The following is a 16,222-nucleotide window of genomic DNA, read 5'->3' as shown; positions in this document are numbered from 1 at the left end:
CATGGAAATTACTTAGTCAATGACCTTTGCCATGTCATAGCCATATAGGCTAAATAGGGGAAGATTTCGAGATTTTCCTGATATCCGAAGGACGAACCGTGTCGACGAGCCACTTCCGTTTGTTTGCTGCCTTGCGGCCGCTTTCTTTCGTGTCAGCGGCGACTGCCGTGTTTCTGACTTCCGTTCCGGTGGCCCATGCCAATCCGCACATTCTCGTAGATGTGCAGACCGGCCGTGTGCTCGAGCATGAAGAAGCCTTCCGCAAATGGTATCCGGCCTCGCTGACCAAGCTGATGACCGTATACACCGTGTTCGATGCGATCCGCGCCGGGCAGATCAGCCTTGATACGCCTATCGTCATCAGCAAACGCGCCGCCGCGCAGCCAGCCGCCAAGATGTATTTCAAGCCGGGCCAGAAACTGACGCTCGACAGCGCATTGAAGATCCTGCTGGTGAAGTCCGCCAACGATGTGGCGGTCGCGGTCGCCGAAGCCATCGGCGGCACACAGGAAGGCTTCGTGACGCGGATGAACGGCGAGGCGCTGAAGCTCGGCATGACGGATTCGCATTTCGTCAATCCGAACGGCCTGCCCGGCAAGGGGCAGTATACGACAGCGCGCGACCTTGCGGTGCTGACGGTGGCGTTGCGCCGCGATTTTCCGCAGTATGCCGGTTATTTCGCACTGGAGGGTTTTACCACCGGCCAGCAGAACGTGCCGAGCCTCAACATGCTGATCGGCCGTTTCGCCGGTGCAGACGGCATGAAAACCGGCTTCATCTGCGCTTCGGGCTTCAACCAGATCGGGTCAGCGACGCGCAACGGCCGCACGCTGGTCTCCGTCGTGCTCGGCACCGACAGCCTTGCAGCCCGCGCCGATGCGACGGCGAACCTTTTGCAGAAGGGCTTCACCACCCAGCCTGCCAGCAACGACACGCTGGGTTCGCTGAGACCCTATGGGTCGGGGCAGGACCAGGTGACCGACATCAGCGCCGATATCTGCAGCGCCAAGGGCGCCAAGGTACGCAGCGAAACGCGCGACGAAGTCGGCCGCATGAAGGTGCAGTCACCCTATATCCAGCCGATGGACCACGATCCGCAATTCGTCTTTGCCGGCCTCATTCCGGGCCAGGATCCGCAGCCGGCCGCGCAGCCGGAAAAAATGGCGCGGGGTGATACGGCAGGCGCGATCGCCAACGTGCCGGTGCCGATGCCGCGCCCGACATCCTTTTAAGCTTTAAGGTAAAATAACATGAGCGCGCTCAACGACAGGATTCCGGTCACCATCCTGACCGGCTTTCTCGGCGCCGGCAAATCGACGCTGCTCAACCGCATCCTCAAAGACCCTGTCATGAAGGATGCGGCCGTCATCATCAATGAATTCGGCGATGTCGGCATCGACCACCTGCTGGTCGAAAGTTCCGGCGATTCGATCATAGAGCTGTCCGACGGATGCCTCTGCTGCACCGTGCGCGGCGAGCTTGTCGATACGTTGGCGAACTTGATGGACGCCGTGCAGACGGGCCGCGTCAAACCGGTCAAGCGCGTCGTCATCGAGACGACGGGCCTTGCCGATCCTTCGCCGGTCATGCAGGCGATCATGGGAAATCCCGTCATCGCCACGAATTTCGAGCTTGATGGCGTCGTCACCCTCGTGGACGCGGTGAATGGGCTGCAGACGCTCGACAATCACGAGGAAGCGCGCAAGCAGGCGGCGGTCGCCGACCGGCTGATCGTCTCGAAAAAGACGATGGCCGAGGCAACGGACGGGCTGGAAAAGCGGCTGCGGGCGCTCAACCCGCGCGCGACGATGATGGATGCCGACAGCGCCGAGGCGGGCCGTGCCGCGGTGCTGGTCAACGGGCTCTACGATCCGGCGACGAAGATCGCCGATGTCGGCCGCTGGCTGCAGGACGAGGATGCACACGAGGCGCATCATGATCATGATGGCGATCACCATGGTCACCACCATCATGATCATGCGGATCAGGACCCGCATGACGTCAACCGTCACGATGCCTCAATCCGCTCTTTCTCAATCATCGAAGAGAAACCGATTGATCCGATGGCGCTCGAGATGTTCATCGATCTTCTGCGTTCGGCCCATGGCGAGAAGCTGTTGAGGATGAAGGCGATCGTGTCCGTTTCCGACCGGCCGGATCGGCCGTTGGTGCTGCATGGGGTGCAGAGCATCTTCCACCCGCCGGTGCGGCTTCCCGCCTGGCCAGGGGAAGACCGGCGCACCCGCATGGTGCTGATCACCCGGGATCTGCCGGAAGCCTTCGTGAAGGATCTTTTCGATGCCTTCCTCGGCAAGCCCCGCATCGATATGCCCGATCGTGCGGCGCTGTCGGACAATCCGCTCGCCATTCCCGGCATGCGGATTTAAACCGGTGATTTTTGTTGTTATGCGATCTTCTTCAGGTCTTGCGTTTGAGGATACTTGAAAGCCACTTGGCCTGCTGGCCGCTGAGAAGGCTGCGATAGCGCTCCTGGCTTGCCGCCAGATGGGCACGCATGGCGGCGCGGGCGGCTTCCGGGTCACCGGCAGAAATCGCCTTCAAAATCGCCAAATGCTCGCGCTGCAGGCCTTCCTGATAGTCACGCGACAGCGTGCTATCCGTACCCCAAGGGGAGGCGACGTCGCAGGGGATGGCCCGCATACCAAGCGCATCGAGAACTTCGACATAATATGAATTATTGGTGGCAGCTGCAATTTCTCGGTGGAAGGCGAAGTCGCTCTTGCCGGTTGCTTCGCCGCGCTCGAGCAGCCGGTCGAATTCGAAGAACGCTTCCTGAATCTGCGCTTCCTGAGCCGCATTGCGCCGTAGCGCAGCAAGCCCTGCGCTCTCGATTTCCAGCCCCATGCGCACCTCGATTATGTTGAGTGCATGGGAAACCTTGTTGCCGACATCGGCGCTGATCGAACCGAAGGCAATCGTCGGATGGTTCTTGACGAAGACGCCGGCGCCTTGCCGCGCCTCGACAAGGCCGTCAGCGGCAAGGGTTGCAATCGCCTCACGGATAACGGTGCGGCTGACGCCGAAGAGTTCGCCCATCCGGATCTCCGTCGGCAGCTTTTGGCCGGGCGCGTACACTCCGGACACGACCTGAGCGCGAATGGCCGAAACGACGCCTTCGGAGAGTTTCGGCCTTCGCTCGACCCTGAAGTCTACGGCTGTGTCGGTCGCCATGTCCGCACTCCTATTTGAACACGCTCGGCAGCCACAGCGAAATCGCCGGGATGTAAGTGACCAGCCCGAGCACCACGATGCCCGCACCGTAGAACGGCCAGATCGAGCGCATGGCCTCCCAGACCGAGATCTTGCCGACTGCGCAAGCCACAAATTGCACCGCGCCGACGGGAGGCGTGTTCAGCCCTATACCGAAATTCAGGATCATGATGACGCCGAAATGCACCGGGTCGACACCATAAGCCTGCGCAACCGGCAAGAAGATCGGCGTGCAGATAATGATGGTCGGCCCCATGTCCATGAAAGTGCCGAGCACAAGCATGAGGACATTGAGCAGGAGCAGCACCGTCAGCGGATCGTCGGCGACGCTCTTCATCCAGATCACCAGCGAGGCAGGCACCTTAAGGAAGGCCATCAACCAGGAGAAGGCGGCGGCTGTGCCGATAATCAAAAGCACCATTGCCGTCGTGCGCACGGCGCCCTGCGTGGCGTGAACGAAGTCTCTCCAGCTCATCTGTCGGTAGACCAGGAGGGTTATCAGCAGCGCGTAGAGCACTGCGATGCAAGAGCTTTCCGTCGCAGTGAATATACCGGACCTCACCCCGCCGAAGATGATGGCGATCAGCAGCAGCCCTGGCAGCGCGACGGCGAGCAAATGAGCCACCATGACAAAGCCCGGAAAGGGTTCTGTCGGATAGCCGCGCGAGCGCGCGACGATGTAGGCGGTCACCATGAGCGCAGCCGCGAGCAATAGTCCGGGCAACACGCCGGCGGTGAACAGGTCGGCGATGGAGATCTTGCCGCCGGCCGAGATCGAATAGATGATCATGTTGTGGGACGGCGGCAGGAGCAGCGCGATCAGCGCTGCCATTGAAGTGACGTTCACCGCATAATCGGCGCCATAGCCGCGCTGCTTCATCTGCGGGATCATCAGGCCGCCGACGGCTGCGGCTTCTGCCACCGCCGAACCGGAGATGCCGCCGAACAGCGTGGCGGTGACGATGTTGACCTGGCCGAGGCCGCCGCGTACGTGGCCGACCAGTGATGCGGCAAAGGCGACGATGCGGCTGGCGATGCCGCCGCGCACCATCAGGTCGCCGGCGTAAATGAAAAAGGGGATGGCGAGGAGCGAAAATACGCTCATGCCGGAATTGAGCCGTTGGAAGATGACCAGCGGCGGCAGGCCCATGTAGAGCACCGTGGCGAAGCTGGCGACGCCGAGGCAGAAGGCGATCGGCGTGCCTATCAGCATCAGGGTGGTGAAAACACCAAACAGGATCCAGAGTTCCATCGCACTAGACTTTCAATTTGACGTTCGGATCGGCATTGATGTTTTCGATCTCGACGGCGATTTCCGCCGGCAGAATCTCATCCAGCGCATCGTCGATCGGTTCGCCGGCGAGGCGGAGCACGATACGCTCCAGCGAGAAGATCACGGCAAGCACGCCGCCGCCTACGAGCGGCAGATAGTCGAACGCGCCGGAAATACCCAGCGACGGCAAGGTTGTGTTCCAGGTCAGGCTCATGAGCGCTCCGCCGTACCATACCATTCCGGCGCCGAAGGCGAGAATGACGACGTCCGAGATCATACGCAAAACGCGCTTGCCGGATTTCGGCAGCACATAAAGCAGCACGTCGAAACCAAGATGATTGTTCTCCCGGATGCCGACGGCGGCGCCGAGGAAGATGAACCAGCTCATCAGCATGACCGAGCCCGGCTCCGTCCAGCTCGGCGAGTCATTCAGCACATAGCGGCAAAATACCTGCCAGGCGACAAAGACCGTCATCAGCACCAAGCCGGTGCCCGCAAGCCAAAGGGCGGCGTTGCTCAGGCGCGTCAGAAAATTGACGACGGGTGTCAGGTTGTTCGACATCAGGGCCTCGTCGAAATTGGGCGCTCACTCTCCCTTGGCGGAAGGAAACGAGAAAGATGTGCACGAAGCGGCGGGTGAACCGGGGTGGCGATAACTGTCCACCCCGATAACCGACGCCGCTTTCCGCGACAAAGAAGGCAGGCTAGGGCTACTGCACAGCCTTTACATCCTCGACCATCTTCTTCAGCACGTCGTCTTTCACGTGCTTTTCATAAACCGGAGCCATGGCGTCGATGAACCCCTGCTTGTCCGGCATGGTGATCTGAGCGCCGAGCTTTTCGACATTGGCGCGCGATTCAGCGACCTTGGCTGACCACAGCTCGCGCTGCTTGGCGACGCTGTCTTTGGCTGCCTGTTTGAAGACCGCCTGATCCTCCGGCGTCAGCTTGTCGAATGCCGCTTTGTTCATGACGAACACTTCCGGCAGGATCGTATGCTCGTCGAGCGAGTAGTTCTTCGCCACTTCGGCGTGCTTGGCGGTGTCGTAGCTTGGGAAGTTGTTTTCCGCGCCGTCGATGACGCCCGTTTCGATCGCGGAATAGACTTCTCCATAGGGCATCGGCGTGGCATTGGCGCCGAGGGCCGCCACCATGTCGACGAAGATATCGGACTGGATAACGCGGAACTTCAGACCTTTCATATCGGCAACCGAATTGATCGGCTTCGTTTTGTTATAGAACGAGCGTGCGCCGGCATCGTAGAAGGCAAGCACCACCAGACCGGCCGGCTCGAACGCCTTCTTGATCTGGTCGCCGATGGCGCCGTCCATGACCTTGTGCATGTGCTCTTCCGAACGGAAGATATAGGGCAGAGCCGGAACGATCGATTCCTTCACAGTGCCGTTGAAGGGCGCCATTGACACACGATTAAGCTCGATTACGCCGGAGCGCACCTGCTCGATCGTGTCTTTCTCCTCGCCGAGCTGGGCGGAATGATAGACTTCGAGGGAATAGCGGCCCTGCGTGCGCTCCTTCAACAGTTCGCCAAAATATTTGACGCCCTCGACTGTCGGATAGCCGTCCGGATGCGTATCGGACGATTTCAGCACCGTTTGAGCGCTGGCCGCCCCGCTCATGAATGAAGCGGCAACCATAAGACCGGCCGCCAGTTTAACAAAGTTCTTCATGCTTTCCTCCCGTTTTGCATGACGATGAATTCTCAGAGTGGGTATCCCGGCTTTGTGACTTAGAGGAAGGTCCTCTGCGCGCTTTGCCTTCCAGCGATGTTTCCACAACCGGGCACTGATGGTCCGGCCCGAAAGGTTGCGCCAGTTGGAAGATGCTCATCGAGACATACCAACAAGTCAAAGTGCCCATCGTGTCCGATGGAGCAGCTGCTTACCTCACGCGAACACTGTCGCTCTTCTCATGGAAACAGAAGACTTGGATCGATAGCCTCCTCTATTCTTGCCGTTCCTCCGACCGGCTCACTATGGCTAGAACCTGTAAAGTGCAATGTCAACATACAAAAGCTGTGTAGTTGTATGATGAATTTTCGCCGCGCCTGGTCTCCCACCGGCGGCTGCGAAAGCGCGAGCCGGCCAGGCTGGAGACGCGGGCGACAGCCTTATGGTGGAGGGCGTACGCTTCGTAAGAACCCTCAGGCTCGTCTCATGCCTTGATGTGCGCCGCAAAAATCTAGGGTCAGATACCTCAGCGCGTGGCGATCGTTCAGATTTGCCCGTCGCGTTTCAGGTCTTTGTTTTTACGCATCTCGTTATCGCGAAAACCGCTGCACGGTTTGCGCGACGCGCTTTAGCGCTTGCGGATCAGGAAGCGGTGGCCGCTTTCGGTCTTTTCCGTCTCGACCAGCTCGTGGCCGTCCTCATTGCAGAAATGCGGCATATCGATCACGGCGAGCGGATCGGTGGTGTCGACGCGAATGAGCGTGCCGCTCGCCATGGCGGCAAGCTTCTTGCGTGTCTTGATCACGGGGAGTGGGCATTTCAAGCCGCGAAGATCGTAGAGAACGGGGTTCAAGCCGTTCAGTTCCTCGCCCAGAATTTCCAGAACGGCTTCTTTGCCGTGGCGTCCGCCGTTTCCTGCGGTTCGGGCGCCGCAAAGGCCAGCGGGTTCTGCATCGGCACCGGCACGGCCGTAGGTGTCGCGGCCGCGACGGCCGTTGCCTGCGGCTGGGCAGGTGCTGCAGGCGTGGCGCCCGGCGCGGTCTTGGCGGCGAGGCCCTGCGCGGTGCGCTTGGCCATCAGGTCTTCAAGTTCGGCGACCTTGACCATGCGGCCGGCTTCCAGCGAGGTGCCGGTCGGAGCGTAAGCAAGTTCGCGGCCCTTGCGCAGCTTGGCGACCACGGCCTTGCGTTCGGCTTCCGTGGGATCGTACCAGGCCATGCCGTCAAATTTGCTCATCGCCTTGGCATAGTCGGCATCGTAGGTCTTGCCGTAGGAGGCGAGAGCCGCCGTCAGTGCCGGCGGCGTCGACATAGCAGGGCACTTGCCGGCGGCATTGAAGGCGCCGCCGTCGGTTATCTGCTGATTGAAGACGTATTTCTTCTCGCAGACATTTACCTCGGGCGGGCGCTTCGTCACTTCGAAATTGTCGTAGCCGACCTTCAGCATCTTCCAGAAGTCGTAATTGCTGTCGAGGCGATGCTTGACCATGTTTTCCGCGGTCATGCGGAAGGGGAAAGCCTGCAGCTGCACCGTCGCCTGGCCGCCTTTGAAAGCGTCGCGGGCAAAAGCGTAGATCTCCAGCACCTGCTGGTCGGTCATCGAATAGCAGCCGGAGGAGGAGCAGGCGCCATGGATCATCAGATCGGAACCGGTGCGGCCGTTCGCGGCGTCGTAGCGGTTCGGGAAGCCGGTGTTGATCGCCAGATAATATTTGGAATTGGGGTTCAGGTTGGCGCGCGTCAGGTCGTAGAAACCTTCCGGCGCCTGCCGGTCGCCGGTCTTTACCTTCGGGCCGAGACGGCCGGACCAGGCGCAGATCTTGTAATCGGCGATCTTGTCGAAACGGTTATCGGTCTTCGCCTTCCAGATCTCCATGGCACCTTCTTCCTTGAAGATGCGGATCATGATCGGTGAATTGCGATCCATGCCCTTGGCGGACATCTGAGCGAGGATATGGCTGGGAAGCGGCTGCTCGACCTTGTTCTTGACCTTGGAAAGATCGACCTGCGCGGTTTCCAACGCGTCATTGCAGCCGGACAGAGCCAGCGCCATGAGGGAAATATAGGCAAAATGACGTATGCGCATCCAAACTAGCCCATAAAGATAATGCGACCCGGTCCGCCCATGGAGTCCGGGCATCAAACGGAATCATAGACGGTTTATACTTTACAAGTCCTTACCAGCCTATGACGTGCCTGGAACATCCCCGCAAGCGCGAATGCTACAGATAACATCAATGTGGCCAAGATTTGGCCCCAATCGATGAGAAACCGAATGTCTGTTAGAGATTACGGCCCATGGCGAGGAATTTCTGACGGCGGTCGTTGCGCAACTGCTCGCCGGAGCGGGGTGCCATTTCGGCTAGAGCATTGGCGATCACGTCACCGGTTGCCGCTATCACGCTGTCGGGATCGCGATGCGCTCCACCGAGCGGCTCGGAAATGATGCCGTCGATGACGCCGAGCGTTTTCAGGTCTTCGGCGGTGATCTTCATGTTGGTCGCCGCTTCCCGGGCGCGGGTGGAATCGCGCCAGAGGATGGAGGCGGCGCCTTCCGGCGAGATGACGCTGTAGATCGAATGCTCGAGCATATAGACCTTGTTGCCGGTGGCGATGGCGATGGCGCCGCCCGAGCCGCCTTCGCCGATGACGACGGAGACCAGCGGAACCTTGACGCCGAGACACATTTCCGTCGAGCGGGCGATCGCCTCGGCCTGGCCGCGCTCTTCGGCGCCGACGCCAGGATAGGCGCCTGCCGTATCCACCAGCGAAATCACCGGCAGGCCGAAACGATCGGCCATTTCAAGAATGCGGATCGCCTTGCGGTAGCCTTCCGGGCGGGGGCTGCCGAAATTATGCTTCAGGCGGCTCTTGGTGTCGTTGCCCTTTTCCTGGCCGATGACGGCGACGGGCTGGCCGCGGAAACGGGCAAGGCCCGCCTGGATCGCGGCATCCTCGGAAAATTTTCGGTCGCCGGCGAGCGGCGTGAATTCCTGGAACAGCGTCTTGGCGTAATCGACGAAATGCGGGCGCTGCGGATGGCGGGCGACCTGCGTCTTCTGCCAGGGATTGAGCTTGGAATAGATTTCGACGATCGCCTCGCGGACGCGAACCTCCAGCCTGCCAATCTCATCGGTAGTGTCGATGCTCTCGTCTTCCGTTGCGAGCTTCTTCAGCTCGATGATCTTGCCTTCGAGGTCGGAGATCGGCTTTTCGAAGTCGAGATAATTGTGCATGAGGTGCGTTTCCGTTCCTTGTGCCCGGGGCGTTTTCCTGGCTCCGCCCCATGTCGCCGGTCCTATTCGTGCTTTTTCGCCTGTTTGGCAAGGGGGTGATGCGTCTGGACAAGCTGCTGCAGCCTCTCTTCGAGGACATGTGTGTAGATCTGCGTGGTCGAAATGTCCGAATGGCCGAGGAGTTCCTGTACGACGCGCAGATCGGCGCCGTTGGCAAGCAGGTGGCTCGCAAAGGCGTGGCGCATGACATGCGGCGAGATCAACGACGGCGTCAGGCCGGCGCGGATCGCCAGGTTCTTGAGGTCGCGGGCGAAAACCTGGCGCGGCAGGTATCCCTCCTTCGAGGCAGCGGGAAACAGCCATGGGCTTTCCTGCGGCTCCTTCACTGCTGCATTTTCTGCCGTCAGCAGGCGCCCGTAGGATTTGAGCGCCGATATTGCCGAATGCGACAGCGGCACCAGCCGCTCCTTGTTGCCTTTGCCGCGGATCATCAGGAAACGGCCTTCCTGATCGAGCACACGGGCGGGAAGCGAGACAAGTTCGCTGACCCGCATTCCGGTGGCATAGAGCAGTTCCAGCAGCGCCAGCATACGCAGGCGCTGCAGTTGGCCCGGAGCCGCATCTTCCGCCTCGGCCTCCGCCTGCGAAAGCAGCCTGCCGACCTCTTCGACGCCCATCGTTTTCGGCAGCGGACGGCCCTTCTTCGGCGCGTCGAGTATGCCTGTGGGGTCGTCGGTCCTCAGGCCCTCGGCATAGAGGAACTTGTAGAACTGCCGCATGGCGGCAAGCCGGCGCGCCTGGGACGAGGGTTTGAAGCCCTTTCGGGCGAGCGAGGAGAGATAGGCGGCGAGATCGGCGGAGGCGGCTTCGGTGAGCCGTATGCTGCGCTCCGTCAGGAAGGAGCGGACGTCGTCGAGGTCGCGTTCATAGGATTGCAGCGTATTGGCGGCAGCACCCCGTTCGGCGCTCATCATCTCCAGGAAGGATTCCACATGGACACGGCCGAGATCCACCATGCCGGTTACTTCCTGGTCGTGTCGATGGCGCCCGTGGCGGGCGGATTGACCCTCTCGGACGGAATGCGGATCGTCACGTCGCGCTGCTGCGGCTCCACGAAGGTCACAAGCGCCAGCATCGCTCCGTAGACCGTCCCGGCGAGGATCGCGCAGACGAACAGGAAACGGAACAGGGTCGGCATCAGGTAACTCCTTCATGCTCGCTTCTGTTATAAGAAGCCTATCTGCAAGTGCAAGAAGCGGTATTCAAGCCATGATTCCCTTGCCTGCGACTTGACGCTACACCTGCATTTGTCGATACGGTTTGCAAACAAAGTGTGAATGGACCGATGAGTGAACCACTGCTGACCGTTGCTGACAGCTTGAAAGACAGAGCTCGCGCCGCGCTCGGTTCACGCAATCTCATCCTTGTCGGCCTGATGGGCGCCGGCAAATCCTCCGTCGGGCGCATCGTCGCCAGCCAGCTCGCCATTCCCTTCATCGACAGTGATCTCGAGATCGAGCGGGTGTCGCGCATGACGATCGCCGAGCTTTTCGCCGCCTATGGCGAGCAGGAGTTCCGGGCGCTGGAAGCGCGGGTGATCAAGCGGCTGCTGAAGAGCGGGCCGCGTGTCGTCTCCACCGGAGGCGGCGCCTTCATCAACGACCGGACGCGCAAGCATATCAAGAAGGGCGGCCTTTCCGTCTGGCTGAAGGCCGATCTCGACGTGCTGTGGGACCGGGTCGCCAAGCGCGACACGCGGCCGCTGCTCAAGACCGAAAATCCGAAGCAGACGCTCGAAGGCCTGATGAATGCGCGTTATCCGATCTATGCGCAGGCCGATCTCACCGTGCTTTCGCGCGACGTGCGCAAGGAAATCATGGCCGACGAGGTCTTAAAGGCCGTGATCGAAGCTCAGAAGGAAAGTGCAGCGTCATGAATGCGATACCCTCCGCCCCCGCCATCCGAACGGTGCATGTGCCGCTCGGCGAGCGCGCCTACGACATCCTGATCGGGCCGGGGTTGATTGCGCGGGCCGGCGCCGAGATCGCCTCCCGGCTCAAGGGCCGCAAGGCGGCTGTCGTCACCGACGAAAATGTCGCTCCGCTCTATCTCAAGGCCGTCGTTGCAAGTCTGGATGAAGCGGGCATCGTCTCGGCTGAGGTCGTCCTGCCGGCCGGCGAGAAGACCAAGAGCTTCGAACATCTGATGAGGGCCTGCGATAAGGTGCTCGAAGCCCGCGTCGAGCGCAACGATTACGTCATGGCGCTCGGTGGCGGCGTCATCGGCGATCTTTCGGGATTTGCGGCCGGCATCGTCCGCCGCGGCGTGCGCTTCGTGCAGGTGCCGACCTCGCTGCTATCGCAGGTCGATTCCTCCGTCGGCGGCAAGACCGGCATCAATTCCCGCCACGGCAAGAATCTGATCGGCGTCTTCCATCAGCCGGACCTGGTTCTGGCCGATACGGATGTGCTGAATTCGCTGAGCGCGCGCGAATTCCGCGCAGGTTACGCCGAGATCGCCAAATACGGGCTGATCGACAAGCCGGATTTCTTCGCCTGGCTGGAAGCGAACTGGAAGTCGGTTTTTGCAGGCGGCTCTGCGCGCATCGAGGCGATTGCCACCAGCTGCCAGGCGAAGGCCGATGTCGTCGTTGCCGACGAGCGTGAGAATGGTCAGCGGGCGCTGCTCAATCTCGGCCATACCTTCGGCCACGCGCTGGAAGCGGCGACCGCCTATGACAGTTCCCGCCTCGTGCATGGCGAGGGCGTTTCGATCGGCATGGTGCTGGCGCATGAATTCTCCGCACGGATGAACCTAGCAAGCCCCGACGATGCGCGGCGTGTCGAGCGGCATCTGAAGGAGGTCGGCCTGCCGACCCGCATGTCCGACATTCCGGGCGACCTGCCGCCGGCGGAATCGCTGATGGACGCGATCGCCCAGGACAAGAAGGTCAAGAGCGGCAAGCTCACCTTCATCCTGACGCGCGGCATCGGCCAGTCCTTCGTCGCCGACGACGTTCCGGCGTCCGAAGTGATCAGCTTTCTCCGGGAAAAACATCCCTGATGTCGGTCGAAGGCGCTCTGGCATTTCTCGCGACATACTGGCCGGAGATCCTGTCGATCACGGCGCTGGTGCTCATGTCCGCCTTCTTTTCCGGCTCCGAGACCGCGTTGACCGCCGTTTCGCGCAGTCGTATCCATACGCTCGAGGTCAATGGCGACGAACGCGCCGGCCTCGTTCGGCAGTTGATCGAGCGGCGCGACCGGTTGATCGGCGCGCTGCTCATCGGCAACAATCTCGCCAATATCCTGTCTTCCTCGATCGCCACCAGCCTCTTCCTCGGGCTGTTTGGCAGTTCCGGCGTGGCGCTGGCGACGCTGGCGATGACTGTCATCCTGGTCATCTTCGCCGAAGTGCTGCCGAAGAGCTGGGCGATTTCTAGGCCTGAGCGCTTCGCGCTCGCCGTCGCATTTCCGGCCAGGCTTTTCGTCCTCGTCGTCGGCCCGGTTTCCTCCTTCGTCAACGCGATCGTGCGCCGGATCCTTGCGTTGTTCGGCATCAACCTCTCGCGGGAGATGTCGATGCTGACGGCACATGAGGAACTGCGCGGCGCCGTCGATCTGCTGCACCGCGAAGGTTCCGTGGTGAAGGCCGACCGCGATCGCCTCGGCGGCGTGCTCGATCTTAGCGAACTCGAACTCTCCGACATCATGGTCCACCGCACCGCGATGCGGGCGATCAACGCCGATGATCCGCCGGAAGCGGTGGTGCGCGTCATCCTTGAAAGCCCCTATACGCGCATGCCGTTGTGGCGCGGCACGATCGACAACATCATCGGCGTCGTCCACGCCAAGGATCTGCTGCGGGCGCTTGCCGAGCCGAGCATGGAGCCGCAGAACCTCGATATCGGAAAGATCGCGCAGAAACCGTGGTTCGTGCCCGACAGCACCAACCTCGAGGACCAGCTCAACGCCTTCCTGCGGCGCAAGCAGCATTTCGCCGTCGTCGTCGACGAATATGGCGAGGTGCAGGGCATCGTCACGCTGGAGGATATTCTCGAGGAAATCGTCGGCGACATTTCCGACGAGCACGATATCGAGATACAGGGCGTGCGCCAGGAGGCCGACGGTTCCGTCGTCGTTGACGGCGGCGTGCCGATCCGCGACCTGAACCGTGCGCTCGACTGGAACCTGCCCGACGAGGAGGCGACGACGATCGCCGGCCTCGTCATCCACGAATCGATGACCATCCCGGAAGAGCGCCAGGCCTTCACCTTCCACGGCAAGCGTTTCATCGTCATGAAGCGGGAGAAGAACCGCATCACCAAGCTGCGCATCCGCCCGGCCGGGGAAGACGGCGCAAAGCCCAGCTGATTCCAGTCATTTAAATTGTTACAGCGTCCTTTTGCGCGTCTGAAAAGACGCGCGGCGCTGTAGGATTGCGGGCCGCCAACGCCTATATAGGCTTTGGTGCCGCTACCAGCGGGTCGGTTCGCCGGGTGCTGCCGGTTCGACGGCCAGCGCATGCAGGCCGGCATCGAGCTCCGGTTTCAACAGGTCGGTGATTGCCCGGTGGCGCGCCAGCCGCGACATGCCGGCGAATTTTCCGGAAACGATCCTGACACGCATATGGGTTTCGCCGGTCCCGGTGATATCAGGTTGGTGGCCGGCATGCAGATGGCTTTCGTCGATGACGCTTACGCGTTCGGGCGCGAAGGCTTCGACAAGTTTTTCTTCGATGCGGGTTCGCAGGGTCATCATCCGGTCTTGCTGGTTCGCGAAAAGGGTACCTACCAAGCCAGCAACATTCCCGTTTGTCAATTCTTGTTGTCGCTTCGCGACAGCCCCATAATTAGCGCCGTCATGAGACTTGATTCCAAATATTTCGATCGCATCCGAACACGCCGCAAACGCGAGCCGGAGACAGAGCAGGCGCCGCCTACCTGTCAGTGGGACGGTTGCGACAAGAAGGGGGCGCATCGCGCTCCCGTCGGCCGCAATGCGGAAGGCCAGTTCTTTTTGTTCTGCTTCGAGCACGTCAAGGAATACAACAAGGGCTACAATTATTTCTCCGGTCTTTCGGACGGCGAGATCGCGCGTTACCAGAAAGAGGCGATTACCGGCCATCGGCCGACATGGACGGTCGGCGTCAACAAGGCGGCGAAGGACAGTCCGCTGCATTCGGAGATCCGCTCCGGCGCCTATACCCGGGTTCGCGATCCCTTCGGCTTCGTCAAGGAAGGCGGTAAGGGCAGCGGGCCGCGTTTTCCGCAGGCGCGCAAGCTGAAATCTCTGGAAAGCAAGGCCTTCGAAACGATGGGCCTCGATGCCAATGCGACATCGGCGGAGATCAAGAGCCGCTACAAGGAACTGGTGAAGAAACACCATCCGGATGCCAATGGCGGCGACCGGGGCTCCGAGGAGCGTTTCCGCGCCGTCATCCAGGCCTATCAATTGTTGAAGCAGAACGGTTTTTGTTAATTCCCGTCCTTGCTCTTGGGCTTCAATCGGGTATGGTCCAAATCGGCTGAGGCCGCAGGCAAACGCGGCTCATATTTGTGCGTTTTCCCGACATCGCCTCCGCCGACCTTCCGGACGCGGCGTTTCTTGTCCGGGACTCTTTCAAGAATGCTCGCACGCGGTCATTATCCCGCCGAGGTTTCGTTTCAGTCCCGGAGAAGCATCGCCGACGTTCCGACCTGGACGGGCGCGGAATAAAAAACGCGGCGTCACGGTTGCGACATGGCCTGAGACAGTATGGCCGGGTGGCATCACCCGCCTTGGAGACATGATGAGCAAGATCGACCTGGATATATCAGAACTGCCCGATACCACCGTTTCGGTTCGCGAAGCCTTCGGCATCGACTCCGACATCCGCGTTCCCGCCTACAGCAAGGGCGACGCCTATGTGCCGGACCTCGATACCGACTACCTGTTCGACCGCGACACGACGCTCGCCATTCTCGCAGGCTTCGCCCATAACCGCCGCGTGATGATCTCCGGTTATCACGGCACGGGCAAGTCCTCGCATATCGAGCAAGTGGCGGCGCGGCTCAACTGGCCTTGCGTGCGCATCAACCTCGACAGCCATGTCAGCCGTATCGATCTCGTCGGCAAGGATGCGATCGTCGTCAAGGACGGGCTGCAGATCACCGAATTCAAGGACGGCATCCTGCCCTGGGCCTATCAGCACAATGTCGCGCTCGTCTTCGACGAATATGATGCTGGCCGTCCCGATGTGATGTTCGTCATCCAGCGCGTGCTCGAATCCTCAGGCCGCCTGACGCTGCTCGACCAGAGCCGCGTCATTCGGCCGCACCCCGCCTTCCGTCTGTTTGCGACTGCGAACACGATCGGCCTCGGCGACACGACCGGCCTCTATCACGGCACGCAGCAGATCAACCAGGCGCAGATGGACCGCTGGTCGATCGTCACCACACTGAACTACCTGCCGCATGATCACGAAGTGAACATCGTCGCCGCCAAGGTGAAGAGCTTCGGCAGTGACAAGAACGGCCGCGAGACGGTTTCGAAGATGGTGCGCGTCGCCGACCTGACGCGCGCGGCCTTCATGAACGGTGATCTCTCAACCGTCATGAGCCCGCGCACGGTCATCACCTGGGCCGAAAACGCGGAGATCTTCGGCGATCTCGCCTTCGCCTTCCGCGTCACCTTCCTCAACAAATGCGATGAGCTGGAACGCCCGTTGGTCGCTGAGCACTATCAGCGCGCCTTCGGTGTCGAGCTGAAGGAAAGTGCCGCCAATATCGTTCTCGGAGCTTGAGACCGACCGATC

17 protein-coding genes are annotated in these 16,222 nt (G+C 60.9%); 7 read left to right on the top strand and 10 right to left on the bottom strand.

Annotation, left to right across the window (positions count from 1 at the left end):
* Positions 1–98 precede the first annotated feature (98 nt).
* Together G9X64_RS13350 and G9X64_RS13345 are read left to right on the top strand one after the other, a co-directional pair.
* Positions 99–1,232, top strand: a complete 1,134-nt coding sequence (locus G9X64_RS13350; protein ID WP_171376684.1) for a D-alanyl-D-alanine carboxypeptidase family protein — start codon at positions 99–101, stop codon at positions 1,230–1,232.
* An 18-nt stretch (positions 1,233–1,250) separates the two neighbouring features.
* Complete coding sequence (locus tag G9X64_RS13345; protein ID WP_171376683.1) at positions 1,251–2,387, top strand: CobW family GTP-binding protein; 1,137 nt, start codon at positions 1,251–1,253, stop codon at positions 2,385–2,387.
* Positions 2,388–2,418: 31 nt separating this feature from the next.
* On the opposite strand, the gene G9X64_RS13340 is transcribed toward G9X64_RS13345, so the two are convergent.
* The 9 genes from G9X64_RS13340 to G9X64_RS13300 form a co-directional block, all read right to left on the bottom strand.
* A complete protein-coding gene (locus tag G9X64_RS13340) occupies positions 2,419–3,192 on the bottom strand; it encodes a FadR/GntR family transcriptional regulator (protein WP_171376682.1) in 774 nt (257 codons plus the stop codon).
* A 10-nt stretch (positions 3,193–3,202) separates the two neighbouring features.
* Complete coding sequence (locus G9X64_RS13335) at positions 3,203–4,483, bottom strand: TRAP transporter large permease (protein WP_151518074.1); 1,281 nt, start codon at positions 4,481–4,483, stop codon at positions 3,203–3,205.
* Between the two features lie 4 nt (positions 4,484–4,487).
* Entirely contained in the window at positions 4,488–5,066 is a 579-nt protein-coding gene (locus G9X64_RS13330) for a TRAP transporter small permease (protein WP_171376681.1), read from the bottom strand.
* 148 nt (positions 5,067–5,214) lie between these two features.
* On the bottom strand, positions 5,215–6,192 hold the full coding sequence (locus G9X64_RS13325; RefSeq protein ID WP_171376680.1) for a TRAP transporter substrate-binding protein: 978 nt from the start codon (positions 6,190–6,192) through the stop codon (positions 5,215–5,217).
* Positions 6,193–6,820: 628 nt separating this feature from the next.
* Positions 6,821–7,045, bottom strand: coding sequence for a sulfurtransferase TusA family protein (locus G9X64_RS13320; RefSeq protein WP_017989572.1), 225 nt, complete (start codon positions 7,043–7,045; stop codon positions 6,821–6,823).
* A gap of 5 nt (positions 7,046–7,050) precedes the next feature.
* Complete coding sequence (locus tag G9X64_RS13315) at positions 7,051–8,277, bottom strand: L,D-transpeptidase family protein (protein ID WP_168314763.1); 1,227 nt, start codon at positions 8,275–8,277, stop codon at positions 7,051–7,053.
* Positions 8,278–8,473: 196 nt separating this feature from the next.
* Positions 8,474–9,427 carry an acetyl-CoA carboxylase carboxyltransferase subunit alpha gene (locus G9X64_RS13310; RefSeq protein WP_168310328.1) on the bottom strand — a complete coding sequence of 318 codons (954 nt, stop codon included), beginning with the start codon at positions 9,425–9,427 and terminating at the stop codon, positions 8,474–8,476.
* A 62-nt stretch (positions 9,428–9,489) separates the two neighbouring features.
* Positions 9,490–10,443 carry a site-specific tyrosine recombinase XerD gene (gene xerD / locus G9X64_RS13305; protein WP_171376679.1) on the bottom strand — a complete coding sequence of 318 codons (954 nt, stop codon included), beginning with the start codon at positions 10,441–10,443 and terminating at the stop codon, positions 9,490–9,492.
* Between the two features lie 5 nt (positions 10,444–10,448).
* Complete coding sequence (locus G9X64_RS13300) at positions 10,449–10,625, bottom strand: hypothetical protein (RefSeq protein WP_012759201.1); 177 nt, start codon at positions 10,623–10,625, stop codon at positions 10,449–10,451.
* Positions 10,626–10,772: 147 nt separating this feature from the next.
* Between G9X64_RS13300 and G9X64_RS13295 the strand changes: the two genes are divergently transcribed.
* From G9X64_RS13295 to G9X64_RS13285, 3 genes are read left to right on the top strand one after another with little or no spacing between them, the layout of a single operon-like run.
* Positions 10,773–11,363 carry a shikimate kinase gene (locus G9X64_RS13295; protein ID WP_065281446.1) on the top strand — a complete coding sequence of 197 codons (591 nt, stop codon included), beginning with the start codon at positions 10,773–10,775 and terminating at the stop codon, positions 11,361–11,363.
* On the top strand, positions 11,360–12,490 hold the full coding sequence (gene aroB, locus G9X64_RS13290; protein WP_168314761.1) for a 3-dehydroquinate synthase: 1,131 nt from the start codon (positions 11,360–11,362) through the stop codon (positions 12,488–12,490). Before G9X64_RS13295 ends, aroB begins: the two co-directional genes overlap by 4 nt.
* A complete protein-coding gene (locus G9X64_RS13285) occupies positions 12,490–13,800 on the top strand; it encodes an HlyC/CorC family transporter (protein ID WP_168314760.1) in 1,311 nt (436 codons plus the stop codon). Before aroB ends, G9X64_RS13285 begins: the two co-directional genes overlap by 1 nt.
* Before the next feature lie 102 nt (positions 13,801–13,902).
* Here the strand turns inward: G9X64_RS13285 and G9X64_RS13280 are convergent, their stop codons facing one another.
* Positions 13,903–14,187 carry a BolA family protein gene (locus tag G9X64_RS13280; RefSeq protein ID WP_018243805.1) on the bottom strand — a complete coding sequence of 95 codons (285 nt, stop codon included), beginning with the start codon at positions 14,185–14,187 and terminating at the stop codon, positions 13,903–13,905.
* A 102-nt stretch (positions 14,188–14,289) separates the two neighbouring features.
* On the opposite strand from G9X64_RS13280, the gene G9X64_RS13275 reads away from it, so the two are divergent.
* Together G9X64_RS13275 and cobS are read left to right on the top strand one after the other, a co-directional pair.
* Positions 14,290–14,907 carry a J domain-containing protein gene (locus tag G9X64_RS13275; RefSeq protein WP_018482761.1) on the top strand — a complete coding sequence of 206 codons (618 nt, stop codon included), beginning with the start codon at positions 14,290–14,292 and terminating at the stop codon, positions 14,905–14,907.
* A gap of 310 nt (positions 14,908–15,217) precedes the next feature.
* Positions 15,218–16,210: a cobaltochelatase subunit CobS gene (gene cobS, locus G9X64_RS13270; protein ID WP_064647653.1), complete on the top strand. Its 993-nt coding sequence runs from the start codon at positions 15,218–15,220 to the stop codon at positions 16,208–16,210.
* Positions 16,211–16,222: the final 12 nt, after the last annotated feature.

Source organism: Rhizobium sophorae (assembly GCF_013087515.1).
In the GTDB taxonomy this organism is placed as follows: Bacteria; Pseudomonadota; Alphaproteobacteria; order Rhizobiales; family Rhizobiaceae; genus Rhizobium; species Rhizobium sophorae.
Note: the sequence above shows the minus strand (reverse complement) of the source record. Positions and strands in the feature narration are given on the sequence as shown.

Excerpts from the sequence above, each read along its gene's own strand:
- cobS (WP_064647653.1), top strand. The coding sequence starts at position 15,218 with ATGAGCAAGATCGACCTGGATATATCAGAACTGCCCGATACCACCGTT.
- G9X64_RS13275 (WP_018482761.1), top strand. The coding sequence starts at position 14,290 with ATGAGACTTGATTCCAAATATTTCGATCGCATCCGAACACGCCGCAAA.
- G9X64_RS13310 (WP_168310328.1), bottom strand. The coding sequence starts at position 9,427 with ATGCACAATTATCTCGACTTCGAAAAGCCGATCTCCGACCTCGAAGGC.
- xerD (WP_171376679.1), bottom strand. The coding sequence starts at position 10,443 with ATGGTGGATCTCGGCCGTGTCCATGTGGAATCCTTCCTGGAGATGATG.
- G9X64_RS13285 (WP_168314760.1), top strand. The coding sequence starts at position 12,490 with ATGTCGGTCGAAGGCGCTCTGGCATTTCTCGCGACATACTGGCCGGAG.
- G9X64_RS13300 (WP_012759201.1), bottom strand. The coding sequence starts at position 10,625 with ATGCCGACCCTGTTCCGTTTCCTGTTCGTCTGCGCGATCCTCGCCGGG.
- aroB (WP_168314761.1), top strand. The coding sequence starts at position 11,360 with ATGAATGCGATACCCTCCGCCCCCGCCATCCGAACGGTGCATGTGCCG.
- G9X64_RS13330 (WP_171376681.1), bottom strand. The coding sequence starts at position 5,066 with ATGTCGAACAACCTGACACCCGTCGTCAATTTTCTGACGCGCCTGAGC.
- G9X64_RS13345 (WP_171376683.1), top strand. The coding sequence starts at position 1,251 with ATGAGCGCGCTCAACGACAGGATTCCGGTCACCATCCTGACCGGCTTT.
- G9X64_RS13295 (WP_065281446.1), top strand. The coding sequence starts at position 10,773 with ATGAGTGAACCACTGCTGACCGTTGCTGACAGCTTGAAAGACAGAGCT.
- G9X64_RS13315 (WP_168314763.1), bottom strand. The coding sequence starts at position 8,277 with ATGCGCATACGTCATTTTGCCTATATTTCCCTCATGGCGCTGGCTCTG.
- G9X64_RS13280 (WP_018243805.1), bottom strand. The coding sequence starts at position 14,187 with ATGATGACCCTGCGAACCCGCATCGAAGAAAAACTTGTCGAAGCCTTC.
- G9X64_RS13340 (WP_171376682.1), bottom strand. The coding sequence starts at position 3,192 with ATGGCGACCGACACAGCCGTAGACTTCAGGGTCGAGCGAAGGCCGAAA.
- G9X64_RS13325 (WP_171376680.1), bottom strand. The coding sequence starts at position 6,192 with ATGAAGAACTTTGTTAAACTGGCGGCCGGTCTTATGGTTGCCGCTTCA.
- G9X64_RS13335 (WP_151518074.1), bottom strand. The coding sequence starts at position 4,483 with ATGGAACTCTGGATCCTGTTTGGTGTTTTCACCACCCTGATGCTGATA.